A 21,390-nucleotide genomic window follows, 5' to 3' on the forward strand; every position below is an offset into this window, starting at 1 on the left:
GTCCGCTCGCTTCATCCCCCCGGGGCCTGCTGACGCCAGGCCGAGGCCTGGGGGGATGCGCTGGTGAGGCCACGGATGGCGCCCAGCAGCTGGGCGAATTCCACCGGCTTCACCACGTGCAGATCGAAGCCGGCCTGGTGGGCCCGGAGCCGATCCGACTCCTGCCCGTAGCCCGTCAGCGCGATGAGCTTGAGGCCGTGCAGCGCCGGCTGCGCGCGCAGCCGGCCCGCCAGCTCGTAGCCGTCCATGACGGGCAGGCCGATGTCCAGCACCGCCACGTCCGGACGGAAGGCCAGCGCGGCCTCCAGCCCCGAGGGCCCGTCCGCCGCCGTGTGCGTGACGAACCCCACCATGCCGAGGGCCTCCGCCAACATCTCGGCCGCGTCCTGGTTGTCGTCGACCACCAGCACCCGCGGCGCGGACTCGCCGCGCTCCTCGGTGGCCAGGGCCGGGCCGGGCGCCGGCAGCGCGGGGAGCTCCTGGGAGCGCGCCTTCACCAGCGGCAGGCGCACCACGAACTCGCTGCCACGGCCCACCCCCTCGCTGTGGGCCGACACCGTGCCGCCGTGGAGCTCGATGAGGCTGCGGACGATGGCGAGGCCCAGCCCGAGCCCTCCTTGAGAGCGGTCGATGGCCCGCCCATCCTGGACGAACATCTCGAAGACGCGGGGGAGGACCTCGGGGGAGATGCCCGTCCCCGTGTCCCGCACGCGCACCACGCTCTGCTCGCCCTCCGGCGCCACGCAGACGCGAACCCTGCCCCCGGGCTCGGTGTACTTCGCCGCGTTGTTGAGCAGGTTGGCCACCACCTGCGCCAGCCGGGCGCTGTCGCCGTCGACGATCTGCGGCGCCTGTGGCAGGTCCAGCTCGAGGTGGTGCGAGCGCTGCTCGAACAGCGGCGCCGTCATCTCCACCGCCCTCGTCACGATGTCCAGCACGTCCACCCGCCCACGCTTGAGCTGGATCTTCCCCCGAGTGATTCGCGACACGTCCAGCAGGTCATCCACCAGCCGGACCATGTGATCGATCTGCCGCTCGATGATCGTCCGCTCGCGCTCCACGGAGTGGGGGGCCTTCTGCCGCATGAGCTGCAGGGCCGTGAGGATGGGCGAGAGCGGGTTGCGCAGCTCGTGGCCCAGCATCGCGAGGAACTCGTCCTTGCGGCGGTCCGCCTCGCACGCCGCCTCGTAGAGCCGGACGTTCTCGAGCGCCACGCCCGCGCGGAAGCCGAGCTCCTCGATCATCCCCAGCGTCTCCGTGCCGTAGCGGCCCGGCTGCTCCGAGCTGAGGATGACCACGCCCAGGCGCCGCCCCCGCGCCGCGATGGGCGCGAGGACCGAGTTGTTCGTCATGCGGACCCGGGGCTCTCCGCTCGTGGAGAGCAGGGCCCGGGCGTACTCCCGGGCCTGGTCCGTCCTCGAGGCGTCGCGGTGGACGACCACCGTGCGCATCTCCTCGACGGCCGACGAGACGCGCACCGCCACCCGCAGCATCACCCAGTCGGCGAAGCGCGGCACCACCAGGTGGGCGATCGCCGTGAGCGCCTCCGTGAAGTCCAGCGAGGAGCCGAGGATGGCGCTCGCCTCCGAGAGGAAGTCCGCGCGCTGCTGTCGCGCCTCGGCCTCGAGGCGGGCCCGGGTGAGCACCCGGTTCATGTGCTCCAGGCGCCCGCGCTCCTCGACGAGGCAGCGCTGCGTGCGCGCCTCCCGGCTGGACTGCATGGCGAGCGCCGCCTGGTTCGTGGCCGTCCGCAGCAGCTGGAGCTCGTGGGACGTGGGGAAGTTCTGGCGCCACGAGCCCACGATGACGATGCCCTGCTCCCCGAGCGGAACGGTCGTGACCACCCGCACCACCGTGCGCCCCACCGTGTTCGGCCGAGGCAGCCCGAACAGGATGGAGGCGCCCTCCGAGGCTTCCTGGACGGTCGCCAGCAGCTCGGCGGCGTCCAGATCGACGGGGAAGCGCTGCTCGAGGGCTCCCTCCGCCTCGTGGATGCGGATGAAGGCCAGATCGAGCCGGAGCAGGTGGGTGATGACCTCCACGAAGCTCTGGGCAATCTCCCGCGGCTCCCGGCCTCGCCACTGCGCGGGCAGCTCGAGCAGCGCGAACAGGTCATGCACCTGTCGCCGCAGCGCGAGCGCCCCCTGCTCGGCGAGCTCCGACAGGCGGAGTGTCCTGTGTTCGTGCATCACGGGCGCTTCGCTGGACCGCATCAGGACCGGTTCGTGGACAGCGGCAGGGTGCTCAAGAGCTTCTCGGGCGGGACGTAGTACGGATTCTCCCGGAGCACGCCGTCGATGATGGCGTAGGGGTGCGTGCGCAGGATGTCCACGATGGTCATGCCGTTGAAGTGGCTGATGTCGTAGACGCAGATCGCCGGCTGCTTCAGCCGGTTGAGGAAGTTGTTCACGAGCGCCTCGTACTCGATGAGCCGCTCCACCCCCGGCCAGCTCTCGCTCGCCCACTCCATGTGGCCCACGAGCCGCACCCGCGGGAAGCCCTCGGCCAGGCTCGTCCTGATGGCCTCCTCCACGAGCGCCATCATCGTTTCTCCGTCGAAGCGGTCGTTCTTCAGGTAGGCGTCGTGCCAGCCCAGCACCTCGAGCTGCCCCGTCCGCGTGCAGTCGGCCGTCGGGATGCCCATGTGCTCCAGGTGGTGCAGGTGCTCGTCCACCTGCTTGGGATTGCAGATGTGGATCGCCTTCTCGCCGGCGGTGATGCCTTCCTGGATGTAGGACTGCAGCGCCTCGTACTCCTCTTCGCGCGAGCGCACGAAGGCCGCGACGTGGTAGTGGCGAAGCTTGCTGCCTGCGAGGGTGACGTCGTTCAAGGGATCCTCCGGGGGGACGGCCACGGGTTGCTCCCAGACTCTGCGGGCGCTCCAGCGAGGTGTTGTGCCTGGGTACAGCTCCCCAGAGGGTAGCGGGTCTGGTAGAGCTGCCCGCCAGGGGGGGAGCTGCTCGCCATTGCGGCGGACGACGATGACCCAGCCCCACGGGGCAGTTGACCCCAGAGGTTGTGAACGTTCGGCCGGCCCAACCGTCAAGCGGGAGGCGCGAGCCGCCGCCGGTACCCGGCCGGAGGCACCCCGAGCGCCCGCTTGAACACGCGGTGCATCGTGCGCACGGCCTCGGCCCGCGGCTGTATGCGGACAAGAAGCTGGAGCAGGCGCCATGCTGGAGCATGCGCCGCGCGACTGAGCCCGCGGGCTACCGCCCGAGCACGGGGAACCAGCGGAACCACTGCGCGTCGATGGGCCGCGTGATGGCGGGCACCCGGCTCCAGTCCTCCCTCCCGGAGCAGGGCTGCCACAGGCCGCGCGTCCCGTCCCTCGGCAGGTACTGCTCCTCGTAGAGGGAGCGGCTCAGGAAGCGCGAGTCCAGCAGGGCGCTGCACGCCGTCGTGGGGGTGCAGCGGAGGATGGCCTCCGGCACGGGCTCCGCGCCCACGTGCACGTGGAGCCGCCCGTTGTCGATCAGGTCGTCCTGGCCCATGGCCAGCCGGAAGCGGCCGTCGATGAAGGTCGCCGCGTGCTCCGGGTTGATGTGGCCGGCGAAGCTCTCGTCCCACAGGAACATCGCCCCGGACAGCGCGGCCAGGCTGAGCAGCGCCGCCAGGCAGTGGTCCTCCGAGTCCACGAGCATGCCGGACCTCAGCGCGGCGGGGATGCCGAGCCGGACCCGCCACTCCTCCTCGGAGGCCTCCTCGCGCCAGCCCGGCGCGTACGTCAGCTCCTCCGGGTTGAGGTGCGGGCTGGGCAGGAACCAGCCGCCCGGAAACCCCGCGGCACGCAAGGGGATGGCGGCGCGCCCTCCGCCGGGAACGACCCGATCGTAGAGCGCGACCGCTGCCTCATGCAGCACGAGCACGCCATGGAGATGGAAGCCCACGGTGTGAGGAGAATGCTCCGTTTCGGCGTCAGGGGTTCAGCTTGTTCTTGAGCGCCGTCACCAGCGAGCCCTGCGGATCATCCCCGCTCAGCTCCCAGATCATCGCGCCGCCCAGATTCTGGGTGTTGATGTAGTCGCCCTTCACGCCCAGCGAGACGGGATCGTCGTAGCTCACCCAGAGCCCCGTGGAGGGGTTGTACAGGTAGGGCACCAGGGCCTCCGGGTGGCGGCGCTTCACCGCCGTCGGCTCGAGCGTGTTGCGGATGTAGTAGTAGTCGAACATGCCGCTGGGGCCCGTGGTGTCCCAGTTCCCCCACGCCGGTCCCCACGTCGACTGGTACAGGCCGTCTCCCGCCGGGCCCGCCTGCGTGCCCTGCCAGCCGCGGCCGTAGAAGGGCACTCCCACGATGAGCTTGCTGGCCGGCACGCCCGCGGCCAGGTGCCCCTGCACCGACTCGTGCGTGCTGTCCTGCAGCGAGCGCGCCGGGTTCGACGCCGGGTTGTAGAGCGCCGCGTGGAAGTTCGCCGTCGAGTCCCAGGCGCCGTGCATGTCGTACGTCATGATGTTGATGTGGTCCAGGTACGCCTGCACCTGGCCCAGCTGGATGTTCGTGTACGCCCTCGGCGCCGAGCCGGTGGCGATGGTCAGCTGCAGCCCTGGCCGCACCGCATCCAGCTGGCGGCGGAACTCGGCCAGCACCGCCGTGAAGTTCGCCGTGTCCTCCGGCCGGCCCGGCACCAGGCCGCCCGAGACGGGGAACTCCCAGTCGATGTCGATGCCGTCGAAGATGCCCGCCGCCGCGCCCGCCGGCAGCCCGGGGATGTTGCCGCGGATGTACAGGTCGATGCACGAGCTGACGAACTCCTTGCGCTTCTCCGGAGTGCTCACGGCGTCCGAGAAGCCGCCGGACCAGTCCCAGCCGCCCAGCGCGATGAGCATCTTGAGGTTGGGGTACTTCGCCTTCAGCTTGCGCAGCTGGTTGAAGTTGCCCTTGAGCGGCTGCGTCAGCCCGTCCGCCTGGCCGTCCACGCTGTTGGTCGCGGTGAAGCCCATCTGGTAGTCCGCCCAGGGGTCGCCCAGCGGAGCGGGGAGGATGCCGCACCGGCCGGCCACCACGTTGCCGAACGCGTAGTTGAGGTGCGTCAGCTTCGCGGCCATGCCGTTGGTGTCCAGCGTCTTCGCGTAGAAGGCCTTGCCGTACACGCCCCAGCGCACGAAGTAGCCGACGATCTTCTTCGGGCTCGTCGTGGTGGCGGTGACCGCGGCGCTGGCGGCGGAGCGGTTGCCCGCGGCATCCCGCGCCTTCACCGTGAAGCTATACGTCACCCCCGAGCTCAGCCCCGTCACGCTGGCGCTCGTCCCCGTCGGCGAGGCCACCGGCGCGGCGTTGCCGTTGAGGAACACCTCGTAGCCGGTGACGCCCACGTTGTCCGTGGAGGCCTGCCACGCCAGGTCGACGTTCCTGGGCCCCTTGCCCACGACGGTGAGGCCGACCACCGTGGACGGCGGCTGCGTGTCCAGGGGCGGCGGAGGAGGAGGCACGCCGCCACCGCAGGAGCGCCCGTTGATGGTGCAGCTGATGGGCTCGCTGACGGGCACCGTCCGCGTGCCGCAGAAGCCGAAGGAGGCCTGGGCGCCCGCGCGGAGCGCTCCGTTCCAGCCCTGGTCCTTCACCGTGTGGAGCGTGCCCTGCTGCGTCCAGTTGGCGTTCCACAGCGAGCTGATGGCCATCCCGGGCACCAGCTGGAACGTCACCGTCCAGCTCTTGATGTCCTGGCCCGTCAGGTTGGAGACGCGCATCTCCGCGCAGTAGCCGGTCGGCCACGTCGTGGTCGTCGTGAAGGTGAAGCCCGTGTTGGCCAGCTCCTGGCGGTGCGTGGTGGTGAGCGAGGGTTCTTCCCGCGAGAGCTCCTCCTCCGAGGACAGCTCGCCGGAGCAGGCCGGCGCCGTGCCTAGCACCAGCAGGAGACTGAAGAGCAGTGGGGGAGCGACGCGGGCAGAGCGTTGTTGCGTGGAGGTGAGACGCATGGGGGAGCCTCCTGAGAGGGCACGGCGGCACCGCCCTTCCGGCCGGGCGGTGGCGCGAAGTGCGCGCTCTGTATTGGAGGCAACGGACCCCGAAATCGGGTCACCACTCTTTGAGAAAATGAGATGCGCGCGGAGCCGATATGTGCTCGCGAGAAACGTGCGTCGTCAGCGGACGGCGTGAGCGGGTGCTTCCTCTTCCGCGGCCAGCACGCGCAGCGCGGCGCGGCCCAGGCGGAGGCGGCTGCGCACCGTCTCGAAGGGAATGCCCAGCTCGGCGGCAATCTCCGGCACGCTCATCTCCAGCACGTGGTGGAGGACCAGGGCGTGGCGCTGCTCGCTGGGGATGAGATCCAGGAGCGTCACCAGGTGCTGCCGGTGGAGGTACTCGTCCAGCGGCGCGTCGTCGGAGGGCACCGCCACCAGCTCCTCCGGCTCGTGGGCCTGTGGCCCGCGGTTGCCTCGCGTGCGCCGGAGCCACTGGAACGTCGTGCGGACCACCACGCGGTCGGCCCAGGTGCTCAGCAGCGCCTCGCCCCGGTACGTGGGCAGTCCGTGCATCAGCGCGACGAGCGCCTCCTGGGAGATGTCCTCCACGTCGCCGTCGCCGTGCACCAGGTAGCGCACCAGGCTGCGCACGCGCGGCAGCAGATCCAGCAGCAGGGCCTGGGTCGCCGCGGGACTCCGGTGAATGGGAGGGCGGGGCAACCGGGGCACGCGTCCGCTCTCCTCTGCCTCTTGCGCCATACGCATCATCCCCTCGCCGAGCGTACAACCCGTGAAACCCGGGCACCGGGATTCACAGGGAAAACTCTAGCGCCGTGGCCGCTTCGCCGCTGCCTGTCCGTGCGATCACTTCGGGGCTCGAAGTTTCCACCGCGAGCACACGCGCGCGCGCGTGTGCGCGGCCCTCGCGAGCACAGTGAGAGCGGCAAGCTTCATGAGCGACGGAGCACGCGGGTGGGCGTGGCTCGGGCGTCCTGCTCGGATGCGCGTGCGGGTGCGTCGGGGTGAACGCACGAGTCCGCACTCGCGCCCGGTCCGGTCGCAACCTGTCCGAACTGGTCTGCTTGTCATACCAGTTGGGTACCGGTTCGAGCACGGGGTGCCTCCCGGCTCAGAGGCTGCTGCCCTGGCGCAGGTGCCTGCCTCCTGGGTGCAGGCACTTCTTCGGAACGACCTGGGAGGGTGCCGAGCTCACCCGCCAGGAGCGGGGCAGAGAGGTCAGCTGAGGACCCGATAGCGGACGTAGATGAGACCGTTGTCGAAGGCGCGGTGCTCGAGCCGCTCGAGCTTCAGCGTCTGCCACACCTCCTGGAACATCGCGGTGCCCCCGCCGACGACCACGGGCACGTAGTAGATGCTCACTTCGTCGATGAGGCCCTGCTTCAAGAAGGACGAGGCGAGCGTGGGCCCGGAGATGTTGATGTCCTTCTCTGTCGAGGCCTTGAGGCGCCGGAGGTCGTCCGCGGTCAGCTCGCGGACCAGCCGCGTGCGCTTGCTCGTCACCTTCTCGAGGCTCTTCGAGACGACGAGCTTGTCGGTCTGCTGCCAGAGGAGGGCGAAGTCGCGGTAGTGAGGCTCGATGTTCTCGTGCTGGTCGGCGGTCTCCCAGAAGACCATGGTCTCGTACATGCGCCGCCCGTAGATGGTCAGGCCTGCGCGCCGCTGCTCCTCCTCGGCGAAGCGGTGCACATCCTCGCTCACCTGGCCCCAGTCGAAGCTGCCTTTGCGGTCGCTGATGTAGCCGTCGAGCGACGTCATCATTCCGAAGAGCACCTTGCCCATTTTCGTCTCCTCCTCATGAAGCACCGCGGCCGAAGCCCGGTAGCGTTTCGATGGCGTCCACCACCGCGGCGATGTCGCCATGGGTGAACTCGTGATCGCCGTCGATCTCCCGCGTCGTCACGGTGGGCACCGCTCGCGCGTAACGAGAGAGATGGTCGAGCGGCACCACGTCATCGCCGCGACCATTGAGCAGCACGATGCGTGGCACGGAGGCCAGCCGCTCGCCGGCGTTCGGTGGCAGCGCGAACTCCGCCACCTCCCAGTCCGGCGCGTTCCAGAACGGGGCGGCGACACTCACGACGCCGACGAGGCCGCCGGGCACGGGGTTCTCGGCGAGGTACTTGAGGATGAGCGACCCACCCAGCGAATGCCCGACCAGGGCGAACGGTGGCCTGGCCCTGGCAACGTGCCGGGCGAGCGCCTCGAGCCATGGGCGCGCCCTGGGCGCGTCCGGGGCCGGCATCAGAGGTGCCTGAAGGGTGTAGCCAGAGGGCAGGGCGCGCTTCAGCCCCGCGACGAGCCGCCCGCTGCCTTCCAGGTCGCCCTGGGGGCCGGCGCTGTGGATGAACAGGATTTCCTTCAACGGGGGCCTCTGGTAGCGAGCTGCAACCAGTTGCGATGGTGGACCAGCTGGTCCTGTGCTGCAACCAGTTTTTGGCAGACCGGCCCCATGCAGGACGAATCCCGCTCCGGTTACCCCATCAACCTGGAGTGAGGGGCCCGCGCGAGGCGAGGCCCTGTTCGAGGCTCAGGCCCGCTCGCGCCGAGCCCCGAGGCGCCCGAGGAGCGCCAGCAGCAACAGGCTGAAGAGCGAGGCGCCAGGCCCCGAGCCGCTGCAGCCGCACCCGCTGTCCTCCTCAGGGACAGAGGGGCCGTCGTCCACGCACACTCCATTCTCGCAAGACTGGCCGCCACCGCACTCCGGCGTCGCGGCGCAGAAGGTGTCGGCGTGGTTGGGGTCCGTCTCGCCCGAGTCGACCTTGCCGTTGTGGTTGGCGTCCTCCTCGCCGTCCTTGCGCCCGTCCTTGTCCGTGTCCGGCAGGAGCGGAGCCGTGCTCGTCGCCGGATCGGCATCCGCGATGAAGGAGCCGTTGGAGGTGTCGGTGTTGGCGTGGGACGCGAAGACCGCCATCTCCGTGCCGTCGAACAGGCGATCGTCGTCACTGTCCGGGTCGAGAGCGTTCGCCCGGCCGTCATTGTCCGTGTCCTCGGAGGGACTCTGCTCGTTGCCGTCGAGCACGCCGTCGTCGTCCGTGTCCGCATCGCGTGGATTCGTCCCTGTCTGGAACTCGGACAGGTTGGACAACCTGTCGGCATCCGGATCGAGCGCGCCGTCGCCCGGCTGGGTCGGGTCGAGCCCGTGAGCGACCTCCCAGTCGTCGGCCAGGCCATCGCCGTCGGAGTCCGTGGCGACGGTCACGGAGGTGGTGGTGCTCGAGCCGCCCAGGGTGACCTTGACGGTGTGGGTGAAGGTCCCGCTCTTGGTGCCAGCGGTGAAGACACCCGAGGCATCGATGCTGCCTCCCCCATTCACCACCTCCCAGGTGGCGGGGAGCGCGGGGAGCTCGTTGTCGAAGGCGTCGAAGGCCTTGGCGCTGAACGTGACCTTCCCATTCACGGCAACGGTGGGGTTGAGCGGAGAGAGCGCCACGCGCTGGATGCCACCCACGGTCACGGTGACGGACGTGGTGCCGGTCACTCCGTTGGCCGTGGCCACCACGCTGTCCGGATAGGTGCCAGGCACCTGCGTCGCGGTGAAGACGCCGTCCTGGGTGATGCTGCCGGCTCCATTCACCACCGACCAGACGGGAGTGATGGGCACCACGTTGCCGTCCGCGTCCTGGCCCTGGGCGCTGAACTGGCGCACGCTCCGGGGCTCCACGGTGAGAGCGGCGGGAGACACGATGATGCGTGCCAGCGCGCTGGCGGAGATCGTCACGTCGGCCGAGCCGCTCACGCCGCTCAGCGTCGCCGTCACCGCGGACAGGTAGGAGCCCGAGGCGTTGCCGGCCGTGAAGAAGCCCGTCGCATCGATGGTGCCCGCGGTAGCAGGGAGGACCGCCCACGTCGGCGTGCCGGAGACGGTGTTGCCCCACGCGTCGGTCGCGGTGACGGTGAACTGGCGCGTGCCGCGAACCGGCAGCGTCACGGACGCGGGGGTCACCGCCACGTTCTGGACCGGGCCCGGGTTCACCGTGACGGAGGCCGTCGCGGACAGAGAGCCGCTCGTGGCCTTGACCGTCTGCGCGAAGGTTCCGGCCACGGTACTCGCGGTGAACAGGCCGGTGGCGTCGATGGAGCCTCCACCGTTGGCGACGCTCCAGGTGACAGCGGCAGGCACGACGTTGCCGGCCGAGTCCCTGCCCGTGGCCGTGAACTGCTGGGTGCCCTTGATCGCGAGCGTCGCGCTGCCGGGCGTCAGCTCGAGGCTGGCCAGGGCGCCCGGCTGGACGGTGACGCTGGCGAGGCCCGAGACGCCGCCGCTGGAGGCCTTGATGGTGTTGGTGAAGGTGCCCGGCGTGGTGCCCGCGGTGAACAGGCCGCTCGCGTCGATGGCTCCGCCGCCATTGACGACGCTCCACGTGATGGCGGCGGACACGGTGTTGCCGGCCGAGTCCCTGCCCGTGGCGGTGAACTGCTGCTCGCCGCTGATCGGCAGGGTGGCGGTGTTGGGTGTCACCGTGATGCTGGCCAGGGCGCCGGGCTGCACCGTGACGGTGGCGAAGCCGGAGATGCCATTGCTGGTGGCCTTGATGGTGCTGGCATAGGTGCCAGGCGTGGTGCCCGCGGTGAAGAGGCCCGTGGCGTTGATCGTTCCGCCGCCGTTGACGACGCTCCAGGTGACGGAGACGGACACGGTGTTGCCCGCCGAGTCCTTCCCGGTCGCGGTGAGCTGCTGCGTCCCGTGGATGGGCAGGGTGACCGAGGAGGGGGCTACCTCGACGCTGGCCAGGGCGCCGGGCTGAACGGTGACGGTGGCGAAGCCGGAGACGGTGCCACTGGTGGCCTTGATGGTGTTGGTGAACGTGCCAGTCGTGGCGCCCGCGGTGAACAGGCCCGTCGAGCTGATGGAGCCACCGCCATTGGCGACGCTCCAGGTGACGGAGACAGGCACGGTGTTGCCCGCCGAGTCCTTACCCGTCGCCGTGAACTGCTGCGAGCCGTTGACGCCCAGCGTCGTGGTGTCGGGCGTCACCTCGATGCTGGCCAGGGCGCCGGGCTGAACGGTGACGCTGGCGAAGCCCGAGAGCGTGCCACTGGAGGCGCGCACGGTGTTCACGAAGGTCCCCGGCGCCGTCCCCGCGGTGAACAGGCCCGTCGAGTTGATGGAGCCGCCGCCATTGGCGACGCTCCAGGTGACGGAGACAGGCACGGTGTTGCCCGCCGAGTCCTTGCCCGTCGCCGTGAACTGCTGCGTGCCGTTGATGGACAGGGTGGCGTCGCTGGGCGTCACCTCGATGCTGGCCAGGGCACCCGGCTGAACGGTGACGGTGACGAAGGCGGAGATGGCGCCACTGGTGGCCTTGAGGGTGTTGGTGAAGGTGCCCGGAGTGGTGCCCGCGGTGAACAGGCCGCTCGCGTCAATCGCTCCGCCGCCATTGACGACGCTCCAGGTGACGGAGACAGGCACGGTGTTGCCAGCCGAGTCCTTGCCCGTGGCGGTGAACTGCTGCGTGCCGTTGATGGACAGGGTGGCGGGGGAGGGGGTCACCTGGATGCTGGCCAGCGGGCTGGTGACGGTGACGGACGCGGTCCCGGACAGCGTGCCGCTGAAGGCCCGGACGGTGTTGGGGAAGGTGCCCGGAGTGGAGCCCGCGGTGAACAGACCGCTGGCGTTGATGGTGCCACCGCCGGTGGTCACGACCCAGCTGACGGGCGCGGTGGGCAGGGGGTTGTTGCAGGCATCGGTGACGTTGGCGGTGAACTGCTGGGTGCCATTGGTCTGCACGGTGGCGTTGGAGGGCGAGACCGTGACCGCCGAGGCCGCGCCCGGCGTGAGCGTCACATCCGCCGAGGCTGACTTTCCGTCAGAGGTCGCCGTCACCGCGGCCGTGTACGTACCGGGTGTGCAGCTCGCGGTGAACAGGCCGTTCGAGTCGATGGAGCCCGCCGCGCTGGTCGCGGACCAGGTGATCGGGAACGGGAGCGGGTTGTTGGAGGCGTCATATGCCGTGGCGCTGAACTGCCGCGTGCCCTGGACGGCCAGGCTGGCAGGCGACGGAGTCACGACGACGTACGCGACGCGCACCGGAGCGTAGGGGAACGCGCCCAGGTCCGTTCCGTCGGAGGCGATGTTCCGGCACGGCGAGGTCGCCTGGAGATTGAAGTTGGTACTGGAGACGAAGAGGGGGTCGGCGGAGATACTGCCCGTGCCCGCGGTGACACCGCTGTAGTTGGAGGCGGAGTGGTTCCAGACGTCGTTGTGGTGGACGGCGCGCGTGGGATTGGTGGAATTGTAGAAGGAGAGGCCGTACCGGTCGTTGGAGGTGATGATGTTGTCGTAGATGTTGACGGCGCCGCCGAAGCCGTAGACCCGGATGGCACCTTCGCTGTTGTTGGCGAAGGTGTTGTGGATGAGGTTGGTGGGCGCGAGCAGGTCCAGCGCGAAGTTGCCTTGGGTGCGGTTACCGTTGTTGCGCACCAGGCTGTAGAGGACGTTGGTGGAACCGCCCATCGTCATGAGCGCCGTGGTGCAGCCCTGGATGGTGCCGTGGGTGAAGGAGAGGGTCCCACTGGTGACGCTCAGGCACAGGGAGCCGCCATTGAGGGTGGTGTAGTTGAAGCTGGCCGAGCCGTGGATGGCGGTACCCATGCCGCCGGTGGCGGTGATGGTGACCGGGGTGGTGCTGGTGCCCTCGGCGTTCAGCGTGCCGTGGGCGATGAGCTCGACCTTGGCGGGGTCCTCTCCCGAGCGCATGCCGTCGGTGGCGGCGAAGGTGAGGCTGGCCCCCGCGGCGAGGGTGAGGGTGACGCCGGGCCGGACGGTGAGGTCTCCCGCCAGGGTATTGGCGCCGGTGAGGGTCTTGTCGGCGACGAGCGAGCCCTGCAGGGACGTGGCGGGATCTCCGGCATAGGCGAAGGCGCCCATGTCCGTCCCGTCCGAGGCCGCCAGGCGCGCCGGAGAGTACTCGGTGATGCGGAAGTTGGTGCTGGAGACGAAGAGGGGATTGGCGGAGATGCCGCCCGTGCCCTCGGCGACGTTGGTGTAGTCGGAGGCGGAGTGGTTCCAGACGTCGTTGTGGTGGACGACGCGCGTGGGAGTGGTGGGATTGTAGAAGGAGAGGCCGTACTGGCCGTTGGCGGCGATGATGTTGTCGTAGACGTTCGCGCTGCCCCCGAACTGGTAGATCCTGACGCCGCCGTAGTTGTTGCCGGTGATGGTGTTGTGGATGAGGCTGATGGGCGCCCCGATCTCCAGCGCGAAGGTGCTCTGAGCGGTGCTGCCGCTGCCGCGCACCACGTTGTTGGTGAAGGTGGTGGTGCCGCCCGCGGTCCCGAGCGCTACGAAGCAGTTCTGGATGGTGCCGTGGGTGAAGGAGAGGGTGCCGCTGTAGACGCCCAGGCACTCGAGGCCGCCAGTGAGGTGGGTGTAGTCGAAGCTGGCCGAGCCTTCGATGGAGACGCCGTAGGCGTTGGTGGCGGTGATGGAGATGGGCGCGGCGCTGGTTCCTTGTGCCTTCAGCGTGCCGACGACGATGAGCTCGACCTTGGTGGTGTCGTTGCCCGAGCCCCGTCCATCCGTCGAGGCGAAGGTGATCTGGACTCCCGGATCGATCGTCAGCGTCACCCCGGTGGGCACGGTCACGTCGCCCGTCAGGACCCACGGGTTGCCCGCGGGCGTCCACGTCGTGTTGCCCGAGAGGGGCCCACTCACGTTGGTTGCCAGTGCTGCGGTGGGAATGAGCGCGAGGAGGAGAGGGAGGATGCGAGGCTGGATCATGGACGCCCCTGCTGGCGAGGAGGCGGGGCTGATAGCATCAGCAACCTGCGGGATTGAATCCGGGTAAACCACCGTGAGGTCGCTTCTCGCTCGTCTCTAGGGAAAACCCAATCGAGGGTTTGCCTCAATCACAGGAAACCCTGTCATTCCTGTACGGTGCTCCCAGGAGACGACATGAATCGCTTGGGTCCACTGTGCACGCTCGGTGCGCTGGTCAGCCTGGTGCTCGCGGGCTGTGGAATGAATCAGGAGCTGGAGTTCCCCCTGGGCCCCGACGAGGCCACCCCCTCGCTGGAGCAGGCCCAGGCGCCGCTCAACGGCGCCGCCATGGCCATCCATGATGCGTTCTTCCAGGTCCCTGCCTGTCTGACGCCGAGCAGCTCCTGCGATACGGGGACGCTGGTGAATGGCCGAGGCCCGCTGGGCCCCGAGGCGAACGCGCCCAACACGCTCTTCTCCACGTGCGCGGACGGCAGCGCGGGCCTCTATCACGTCAACCCATCGGTGGACCGGGTGCGCATCTACACCGAGAACGGTGCCGGCTTCACGACCTTCAAGTGGGTCATCGTCGAGGCCACCATCTGGGCCTCCGCCAACTACGCCAACGAGTGGTTCGCGGTCCACCTGGCCGCGGACGCCTACGCTCCGCAGTGGACGCACATCGTCTCGATGCACCCCACCCAGGCCGGGGCTCAGGTCCTCTCGAGGCGCTTCCTGCTGCACGAGGGCACGGAGCTGCGGGCCCTCCGAGTCTCCTTGCGCGGCGCCACGGCGGCGGGCACCTGCACCGCCGACAGCTCCGCGGACCGGGATGACATCGTGTTCCGGGCGGCGGACGCGCCGCCTCAGGTGACGCTGGACACGCCGAGTGGGGTGCTGTTCGGCACGAGGGCGCTCGAGGCCACGGCCACGGATGATTTCCAGGTCTACTCGGTCGACTTCTATGCCTCGTCCTCCTCCTCCTCCAGCCCCATCTTCCTGGGCTCCGACGAGACGGCGCCCTACGAGGTCCCCTGGAACACGCAGAATCACAGCGACGGCGTCTACACCCTCACCGCCAGGGCCTTCGACAACAACAGCCAGAAGACGGTCTCCAATGCGGTGACCGTCCTGGTAGACAACACCGTGCCGTCGGTGGTGCTGACCGCTCCGTCGGAGGGGGCCGTGCTGTCCGGCAGCGTGCCCCTCCAGGCGACAGCCCAGGACGCCTACGGCATTCAGAGCGTGCACTTCTACAGGGGCTCGACCCTGCTGGGCACCGCCACCCAGGCGCCCTACCAGCTCACCTGGAACACGGCGGACACGGCCAATGGCAGCTACACCCTCTACGCCAAGGCCTACGATACGTCGGGCCGTATCGGCTACTCCTCCAACGTGACGGTCACGGTCGCGAACAGCCCCCTGCCGACCGGAAGCATCACCTCGCCCGCTCCCCAGGCCGTGCTGAGCGGCACGGTCGCCTTCTCCGTCGATGCCCAGGATCTCCAGGGCATCGATCGGGTGACGTTCTACGTGGGCAGCAAGTACGTCACCTGGGATGGAACGGCACCGTACGGCATCAACTTCAACACGCTCAACTTCGCCAACGGCGACTACGTGCTCACCGCGCGCATCTTCGACACGGACGGCAACATGACCGTGACCGAGGGCGTGACCGTCACCATCCAGAACTGACGCGCGAGGCTGCGAGGGCGCGCTCTGGGCCAACTGGTATGGTTGTAGGACCAGTTGGTTCGAGGTGTCGACCCTCGGCGCCCTCGGGACGAACGGGTACGGCTGTCCTACAGACTGGTAGGACCTGGATGACCCATCATGACACCGAGGGAGGTGAGGACCCGATGGTGGGCCTGTGGGACATCATGACCTTGATGTCTGGCTGCTCCGTGCTCGCTGGGGCCTTGGCCGCCGCCAGGGTGGAGGGAGGCGGCGTTGCCAGGACGGGGATGGCGGTCGTCCTGGGGCTCGTGATGGGCTTCCTGTCCATTGTCGCGGTCAGGATGGCATGTGAGCGGCTCCTTCGGACGCTCCCTCCCGACGACGGTTCTCAGAAAACCCCTCCGGGGCTGCTCCTCACCTTTCTCGCGCTTGCCGTGTGGACCCTGGGGCTGGGGCCGTTTCTCAGCATGCTGGTCGCCAGAGGGCTCATCCGCTTCGCCTTCTCATAGTTTCCCACGCGGAGCTCAGCGCGCCTGGGGCACGGAGCGCCGGTGGAGGACGAGGACGATGAGGGCCACGAGCGCTGGCAGGGCCTGAATCACCAGAATGGAGCGCTGGGCCGTGACGCCTCCATAGATTCCGGCGACGAGGACGCAGCCCAGGAAGAAGGCGCGCACGTTCAGGGCCCAGCGCACGTCGCCGATGAGCAGGCTCCAGATCAGCCCGGCGGCGAAGAAGCCGTTGTAGAGCCCCTGATTGGCGGCCAGCACCGCCGAGCTCTGGGCCACCTCCGGCGTGAGGTGGAACGTCTTCATCCCGTAGGGCGTCTGCCAGAGGAACATCTCCAGGACCAGGAAGAAGAGGTGGAGGACGGCGATGATGCCCGTCAGCACGGCGAGGAGGATTCTCATCGCCCCATCATAGAGCCTGAGCGCGGGCTGTTACTTTCGCGCTTCGCCCTCTTTCGCGGGGCGCGCTGGTGGCGCGAAATGCGGCAATGGGAACGTCGCCGCCTCCATTTTTTCAGTACGTCGTTACGGATGGTTAGCGGCTTCCTCCATCCGTGTTGCACGTATGTCGCATGCGGGCGCAAAGGGCCGGTCGAGCACCCCGACCGCCTCTCTGCGCGTGTCCGGGCTTAGTGGGCGTAGCGCTCGGTCATCTCGATCGTGACGTGGCCCATCAACTCCTGGAGCACCTTGAGCGGGACGCCCCGCATCGCGAGGTGGCTCGCGTAGGTGTGGCGTAGGTCGTGCCACCCGACCCGTCCTTCCTCGCGGCTGATGCCCGCGTGCTTGAGGGCCCGGCGCAGCGGCTGCTCCATCTTGCCCGCAGTGAGCGGCTGGCCGTCCTCCTGGCAGAACACGTAGCGGCCCCGCAGGTGACGGTGTGCCTTGAGGGGTAACCGATCGCCGTGCCCCGTCTGAGAAGAGGAGAGGGAGCGGCCTGCCGAACTGGAGGAGGAGGCAGGGCGGACGCTGCGTCAGCGTCCTACTCGCCCTGCCCCCACTCCGAGTGGAACCGGGCGGCCCATCTGGCGGCTCATGGGCGGTGGACACTTCATCACCACGGGGCAGGGCTAACATTTACGGAACGATTGACGTGACCCGTCGTGTTTGTGGGTAGCTCTGCTCAGCGCGTGCGTTCGGGCAGGCTGCTGTTCTCGGTGAATTCGGCGACAACGGCATAGCCGCTCATCCGCAGAAGAGTAAGCTGAATGCCTGTCTCTTGCTGCGGCCCGCCCCACGCTGCGCTGATGCTGCCTGCTCGCTCAACCAAGTCCCTGAAAGCCGAGGGTTCGTGGGCGCGTGCGTATACGAACTTTCCATAGTCCTTGGTTGGATGGCCGTGCTCCGCTGTTAGCGCAGATGCCACTTCGAGAAACCGTGGCCACGCTTCGTCAAGTGTCGCGTGGCGTGTGGCCACGCTCACAGCGTGGAGTTTTCCTGATGGAGTGAGGCGAAAGCGAAGTAGCGCCGGTGCGTCAAATAGCTCCCCGTGACACCGAGCGACTTGGCCCTCCTCTTCCCAGTCTGCATCTTGAAAGAGAGAAAAGACATGGTGTGGGGCCATGCCCCAGCGTACGCCCTTCACGTCTATGGCTGCGCCCAGTTTGCTCGGCGACAGCCGCTCTCCCCCTTGCGGTAGGGGCGCAGGCGCAGCAGACACAGGCGCCACCCGGGCCCTCTCGCGCTCTCGTCGTGCAGCCTCCTTGGCAGCTGCAACGGCTCGTGTCACGCGCGTCTGGTCCCAATCGTAAATGTCGCGGTATTGGGCAAAGAATCTACGGTAGGCAACGTCAAGGTTAGGTAGAAATACAGGGCGCCACTCCGACGACTCTAATTCGGCACGTTGCTCAGCGAGTCTTTGCGGTGTCCACAGGGAGCCAGCACCGGTAAGCCAAGCAGCCTCGCGCTTCCTCGACTCAGCTTCCTCGTAGATCTCCCACACTGGCCCATCTCGTCGACGCAGATGGTAGACGCGGGTAGAGTGATAGCCTGGTCCTCTCGTCTCATGGACGAAAAGCATCTCTTTGAAGTCCACAAAGACCTTTGAGCTTCCAGGATCAAGGTCCTCTTCGGCGAGGGTGGGAAACCGCAGATCCCGCATTTCGTCCCTGTGGTCGCGTGCCTTCTTCTCCCTGCCTCGCGCCCAGAAGTAGGCGATACCAATGAGCACGAGGAGTGCCGTCGTCACTTCCATGTCCTCTCCGAGTGTCAGCGCACCCTACCCGGAGCAGCACGCTGGCTCAACGGGGCGGCATTCTCCTGTCTCCCAAAGCGAAGAGAGCATCGGCGCGGTGGAACTGCGGTTGTAGCGTGGCCCCGCAGGCGTGGCATTCTCGCCTACCCGGACGCTCGCCGGGAATCTTCCTCACGAGGGGGACGGCGAACTCTTGGTGCGCCGGGATAAACCGGCATGGAGTCGCGAATGAAAGAGTCGTACATCGAAGGGCTATCCCCTCACGATGGCCTCGAGTCATGCGCCGGTACCCGTGAGGGTGCAGGTGAAGCGTTGACAGGGGGAAGGGCAGGTAGGGGATTGAGCCGCGAAATCTGACACGGGCCGCGCGGTGAGCGCTGGGGCCTCGTGGTGAGCGTCCAAGCAAGCCGGACGTGGGCCATCGTCGGACGCGTGCCTCGCGGTGAGCGCTGGGCCTGGAGTTGTGGCGGAACGTCGTGATCTCTTGGGTCGTTCCTGTGTGCTCGGGCTAGGTGCTCTCCTTGCTGGCCGACCAAAGCAGGAGAGATCAACATGCCGACGCGCTGGACACTTGCCGGAGCGGTGCTCCTTCTCGCGAGCGGGTGCGGGACACCCGGAGGGGCCATCCCATCACCCGGCGCCGTGCCCGCACGCAAGTTGGAGGGACCACGGATCAGCGTTGTGGCTGGCAGCTTCAAGCCCACGTTCTATTACGGTCCATGGCAGTGCAGTCAGCGGTGGATGACCTACTGCGAGCGCCAGTGCGCCGCCGAGGGCTATCCCCTGAAGGGCTGCATGTGGCTTGCTGATCTCAAACTGGACTGGGAAGGCACAACCCACAACGCGGGGGGGCGCTACGCGATCACCCACTGCTGCTGTGACTACCCTCCGCTGTCAACAGCGGCGACCAAGGCCGCACGCGACAGGTGGAAGGGCTTTCGAGAGAAGTTCCGCGAAGCCTGGGGCAAGAAGTTCGGCCAGTGGCCAGAGGAAGCGGGCGAGTCTTGGCCTGGGCATCACATCCGCGATCTGAAGCACGGCGGCGATCCAGTCGATCCCGATAACATCCTGCCCGCGCCTACCGACGTTCACGACATCTTCAACCTTGAATATCCGAGGTGCTACGACGGACAGCCCCCGTGGAATACGGTAGGCCCGGATCTGCCCTACTTGGACAAGTGACGATGACGCGCCCCTTACCCCAACTGCTTGAGGAAGTTTCACGCGAACACTTCCCCTATCCGCCCGCTACTGCTGCCGAGATCGCGGCGTTCGAGCAGCGCGCGGGCTGGCAACTGGATCCCGATCTCCGGGCCTTCTATCTGCACTGCAACGGCGCGGAGTTGATCAAGCGGGGGCCGGATTGCCCATATCGGATCCTTCCGTTGTCGAAGATCGTCCGGGCGCGCGTGGCAATCTTCGGGAGGGATGAGGACAAGCACGGCCCCCCATCCGTGTATGCGATCTGTAACGTTCAAGATGGCGACTACGTGGTGATCGACGTGAGCCAACAGGTGGATGGCCGCTATCCCGTTTCCGACGCATGGCACGAGGCATGGCCGGATCCGTCCTACTGCGAGAAGATCGAAGATTCGTTCGCGGCGTTTCTGGATGCGGCCTTGCTCACCCGTCGTCCCTCCTACTGGCTTAAGCGGTGAGCGCTGGGGCTCGCGGTGCTGGGGCCTCATGGCAAGCGCTGGGCTTCGTGGTGAGCGTCCAGGCAAGCTGGGCGCTCACCACATCAACGCGGGCCTCGTGGTGCGCGCTACGGGCCTCCTAAGAGCGTTCTTGGCCCCGATGACTTAGAGGTTTCGCACCGCCCGGCGCGGGTTCGATTTCCGCCGCCTCGCGCTTCAATCGTTGGGACGCGCGTGCTTGCGTCCACCCCAATAGCGCTGATTCGCAGACATGACGCTCCTGGCGTGTGCCTGTCGCTCGACGGATCTGTCACTTCTTGGGAGGGTTGTTTCCTCGGCCACCGCCCGATGGATTCCCCGTGGTGCTCGGGCCGTTGGGGGGCCTGGGGGCACTGCTCCCCGCGCCCTTGCTTCCTCCGCCTCCCCCGCTCTTGCCGCCGCTGCTACCACCTCCCGTGCCACCGCCACTGCTACCTTTGCTCATGGCTGCCTCCTTGAGTTGGTTGCTGCTGAGCCAGCCTGATGGAGCCGCTCCGGATAGGCAATGCACTCGAGTGCTGGCTCCACCACCGAGTGTATGGAGTCAGACGGTGACGCCTCGGTCATTGCCTCCGGAGCCGCGTGAGCGACGGCCTTCAATCGATGGAAAGCCCTCCCTTCGCCGACTTATGGTGCGGCTCGATTGCTGCGCGGGCAGGGCGCCCCCGCCCGGAGAGCACGATGACCATCACCATCACCGCTTTCAAGGAGTCTCCCGACGAGGGACAGGGACAGGCGCGCGACATGCGGGTGCGCTGGGCGCTGGAGGAAGTGGGCCAGCCCTACGACGTTCGTCTCGTCACTTTTCAGGAGATGAAGGAAGCCCCGCATCTCAGACGCCACCCCTTCGGTCAGATCCCGACCTATGAGGAGGGCGACCTCGTCCTCTCCGAATCCGGGGCGATCATCTTCCACCTCGCCCAGCGCCATGCCGGCCTGTTGCCGGACGACGCCAACGCCCGGGCGCGCGCGATCACCTGGATGTTCGCCGCGCTCAGCACGGTGGAGCCGCCGATCGTCGAGCTCGAAGCCGCCACGCTCATCGAGCGCGACAAGCCCTGGTACGCCGACCGCCTCCCGATGCTCAAGGAGCGCATCCGCAATCGGCTGGACGCGCTCTCCGCTCGCCTGGGCGACGCCGAGTGGCTCGACGGGGCCTTCAGCGCCGGCGACCTGCTGATGGTGACGGTGCTGCGCCGGCTGGAGGGCGAAGGGATCCTCGAGGACTATCCGAGCCTCTTCGCCTACGTCGAACGGGGCAAGGCGCGGCCCGCGTACAAGCGGGCCTTCGCCGCCCAGCTGGCCGTCTTCACCGGCGCCGCGACCACCCGGTGAAGGAGTCGGGGTTCAACCGCCGCCAGTCATGGCGAAGCGCAGGGTGAGCGGCTCGCAGCCGCGTTCAGGCGCGGAGTCCGGCGGCGGTGCCCAGGCCCCCAGGGAGTGGTAGAGCACCCCCTCCCTCCGCTCCAGGTACAGGATGATGTTCAGCGGCCAGCCCGTGTTCTGGAAGATGTGTCGATCCGGGTGACGATCGGCGGAGGTCACCACCCCTGCTATTTCGTCGAAGTGCTGGAGCTGGGCGACTGCATCGTGGAGCTCGATTGAGCCGCGCCCCTCATCGGACGCGCTCTCCAGGTCCGACGCTCGAGTCAGGGGCCCGCCCCCCCAGTCCTCGGGGAGCGGGCCGTGGCCCACGCGTGGGCCTGTCAG

Annotated in this window: 17 protein-coding genes and 1 pseudogene; 5 read left to right on the forward strand and 13 right to left on the reverse strand. The window is 68.0% G+C overall.

Features of this window, described 5'->3' with window-relative positions:
* Positions 1-11: 11 nt before the first annotated feature.
* From KY572_RS18550 to KY572_RS18585, 8 genes are all read right to left on the reverse strand, one after another.
* A complete protein-coding gene (locus tag KY572_RS18550; RefSeq protein ID WP_224244170.1) occupies positions 12-2,189 on the reverse strand; it encodes a hybrid sensor histidine kinase/response regulator in 2,178 nt (725 codons plus the stop codon).
* A 23-nt stretch (positions 2,190-2,212) separates the two neighbouring features.
* Positions 2,213-2,830, reverse strand: coding sequence for an MEDS domain-containing protein (locus KY572_RS18555; protein WP_224244171.1), 618 nt, complete (start codon positions 2,828-2,830; stop codon positions 2,213-2,215).
* Between the two features lie 379 nt (positions 2,831-3,209).
* Positions 3,210-3,890, reverse strand: a complete 681-nt coding sequence (locus KY572_RS18560) for a hypothetical protein (RefSeq protein ID WP_224244173.1) — start codon at positions 3,888-3,890, stop codon at positions 3,210-3,212.
* 28 nt (positions 3,891-3,918) lie between these two features.
* Positions 3,919-5,919: a glycosyl hydrolase family 18 protein gene (locus tag KY572_RS18565; protein WP_224244175.1), complete on the reverse strand. Its 2,001-nt coding sequence runs from the start codon at positions 5,917-5,919 to the stop codon at positions 3,919-3,921.
* Between the two features lie 165 nt (positions 5,920-6,084).
* The gene (locus KY572_RS18570; RefSeq protein ID WP_224244176.1) at positions 6,085-6,633 is read right to left on the reverse strand and encodes a sigma-70 family RNA polymerase sigma factor; all 549 of its coding nucleotides are present in this window, start codon (positions 6,631-6,633) and stop codon (positions 6,085-6,087) included.
* Positions 6,634-7,140: 507 nt separating this feature from the next.
* Positions 7,141-7,704 carry a dihydrofolate reductase family protein gene (locus KY572_RS18575; RefSeq protein ID WP_224244178.1) on the reverse strand — a complete coding sequence of 188 codons (564 nt, stop codon included), beginning with the start codon at positions 7,702-7,704 and terminating at the stop codon, positions 7,141-7,143.
* Positions 7,705-7,717: 13 nt separating this feature from the next.
* Positions 7,718-8,287 carry an alpha/beta hydrolase gene (locus KY572_RS18580; RefSeq protein WP_224244179.1) on the reverse strand — a complete coding sequence of 190 codons (570 nt, stop codon included), beginning with the start codon at positions 8,285-8,287 and terminating at the stop codon, positions 7,718-7,720.
* Positions 8,288-8,452: 165 nt separating this feature from the next.
* Complete coding sequence (locus tag KY572_RS18585) at positions 8,453-13,645, reverse strand: beta strand repeat-containing protein (RefSeq protein ID WP_224244180.1); 5,193 nt, start codon at positions 13,643-13,645, stop codon at positions 8,453-8,455.
* Positions 13,646-13,819: 174 nt separating this feature from the next.
* Between KY572_RS18585 and KY572_RS18590 the strand changes: the two genes are divergently transcribed.
* Together KY572_RS18590 and KY572_RS18595 are read left to right on the forward strand one after the other, a co-directional pair.
* Positions 13,820-15,319, forward strand: a complete 1,500-nt coding sequence (locus tag KY572_RS18590) for an Ig-like domain-containing protein (RefSeq protein ID WP_224244182.1) — start codon at positions 13,820-13,822, stop codon at positions 15,317-15,319.
* Positions 15,320-15,447: 128 nt separating this feature from the next.
* Complete coding sequence (locus KY572_RS18595; protein ID WP_224244184.1) at positions 15,448-15,810, forward strand: hypothetical protein; 363 nt, start codon at positions 15,448-15,450, stop codon at positions 15,808-15,810.
* Positions 15,811-15,825: 15 nt separating this feature from the next.
* On the opposite strand, the gene KY572_RS18600 is transcribed toward KY572_RS18595, so the two are convergent.
* The 3 genes and pseudogenes from KY572_RS18600 to KY572_RS18610 form a co-directional block, all read right to left on the reverse strand.
* On the reverse strand, positions 15,826-16,212 hold the full coding sequence (locus tag KY572_RS18600; RefSeq protein ID WP_263451776.1) for a DUF1304 domain-containing protein: 387 nt from the start codon (positions 16,210-16,212) through the stop codon (positions 15,826-15,828).
* 123 nt (positions 16,213-16,335) lie between these two features.
* A pseudogene (locus KY572_RS18605) lies at positions 16,336-16,700 on the reverse strand (tyrosine-type recombinase/integrase); the annotation flags it as partial.
* A gap of 233 nt (positions 16,701-16,933) precedes the next feature.
* Positions 16,934-18,004, reverse strand: coding sequence for a hypothetical protein (locus KY572_RS18610; RefSeq protein ID WP_224244185.1), 1,071 nt, complete (start codon positions 18,002-18,004; stop codon positions 16,934-16,936).
* 552 nt (positions 18,005-18,556) lie between these two features.
* Here KY572_RS18610 and KY572_RS18615 point away from each other — a divergent pair.
* Together KY572_RS18615 and KY572_RS18620 are read left to right on the forward strand one after the other, a co-directional pair.
* Positions 18,557-19,186, forward strand: coding sequence for a hypothetical protein (locus KY572_RS18615; RefSeq protein WP_224244187.1), 630 nt, complete (start codon positions 18,557-18,559; stop codon positions 19,184-19,186).
* Positions 19,187-19,188: 2 nt separating this feature from the next.
* Positions 19,189-19,662 carry an SMI1/KNR4 family protein gene (locus KY572_RS18620; protein WP_224244188.1) on the forward strand — a complete coding sequence of 158 codons (474 nt, stop codon included), beginning with the start codon at positions 19,189-19,191 and terminating at the stop codon, positions 19,660-19,662.
* 289 nt (positions 19,663-19,951) lie between these two features.
* On the opposite strand, the gene KY572_RS18625 is transcribed toward KY572_RS18620, so the two are convergent.
* Positions 19,952-20,125 (reverse strand): hypothetical protein, encoded by a 174-nt coding sequence (locus KY572_RS18625; RefSeq protein ID WP_224244190.1) that lies wholly within the window; start codon positions 20,123-20,125, stop codon positions 19,952-19,954.
* A 236-nt stretch (positions 20,126-20,361) separates the two neighbouring features.
* Here KY572_RS18625 and KY572_RS18630 point away from each other — a divergent pair, with 236 nt between their 5' ends.
* Positions 20,362-21,015, forward strand: a complete 654-nt coding sequence (locus tag KY572_RS18630; protein WP_224244192.1) for a glutathione S-transferase family protein — start codon at positions 20,362-20,364, stop codon at positions 21,013-21,015.
* Between the two features lie 12 nt (positions 21,016-21,027).
* Here the strand turns inward: KY572_RS18630 and KY572_RS18635 are convergent, their stop codons facing one another.
* Positions 21,028-21,225, reverse strand: a complete 198-nt coding sequence (locus tag KY572_RS18635) for a hypothetical protein (RefSeq protein WP_224244194.1) — start codon at positions 21,223-21,225, stop codon at positions 21,028-21,030.
* Positions 21,226-21,390 lie beyond the last annotated feature (165 nt).

This window comes from Hyalangium gracile, from assembly GCF_020103725.1.
In the GTDB taxonomy this organism is placed as follows: Bacteria; Myxococcota; Myxococcia; order Myxococcales; family Myxococcaceae; genus Hyalangium; species Hyalangium gracile.

Excerpts from the sequence above, each read along its gene's own strand:
- KY572_RS18610 (WP_224244185.1), bottom strand. The coding sequence starts at position 18,004 with ATGGAAGTGACGACGGCACTCCTCGTGCTCATTGGTATCGCCTACTTC.
- KY572_RS18595 (WP_224244184.1), top strand. The coding sequence starts at position 15,448 with ATGACCCATCATGACACCGAGGGAGGTGAGGACCCGATGGTGGGCCTG.
- KY572_RS18630 (WP_224244192.1), top strand. The coding sequence starts at position 20,362 with ATGACCATCACCATCACCGCTTTCAAGGAGTCTCCCGACGAGGGACAG.
- KY572_RS18585 (WP_224244180.1), bottom strand. The coding sequence starts at position 13,645 with ATGATCCAGCCTCGCATCCTCCCTCTCCTCCTCGCGCTCATTCCCACC.
- KY572_RS18625 (WP_224244190.1), bottom strand. The coding sequence starts at position 20,125 with ATGAGCAAAGGTAGCAGTGGCGGTGGCACGGGAGGTGGTAGCAGCGGC.
- KY572_RS18550 (WP_224244170.1), bottom strand. The coding sequence starts at position 2,189 with ATGCACGAACACAGGACACTCCGCCTGTCGGAGCTCGCCGAGCAGGGG.
- KY572_RS18590 (WP_224244182.1), top strand. The coding sequence starts at position 13,820 with ATGAATCGCTTGGGTCCACTGTGCACGCTCGGTGCGCTGGTCAGCCTG.
- KY572_RS18575 (WP_224244178.1), bottom strand. The coding sequence starts at position 7,704 with ATGGGCAAGGTGCTCTTCGGAATGATGACGTCGCTCGACGGCTACATC.
- KY572_RS18565 (WP_224244175.1), bottom strand. The coding sequence starts at position 5,919 with ATGCGTCTCACCTCCACGCAACAACGCTCTGCCCGCGTCGCTCCCCCA.
- KY572_RS18615 (WP_224244187.1), top strand. The coding sequence starts at position 18,557 with ATGCCGACGCGCTGGACACTTGCCGGAGCGGTGCTCCTTCTCGCGAGC.
- KY572_RS18600 (WP_263451776.1), bottom strand. The coding sequence starts at position 16,212 with ATGAGAATCCTCCTCGCCGTGCTGACGGGCATCATCGCCGTCCTCCAC.
- KY572_RS18620 (WP_224244188.1), top strand. The coding sequence starts at position 19,189 with ATGACGCGCCCCTTACCCCAACTGCTTGAGGAAGTTTCACGCGAACAC.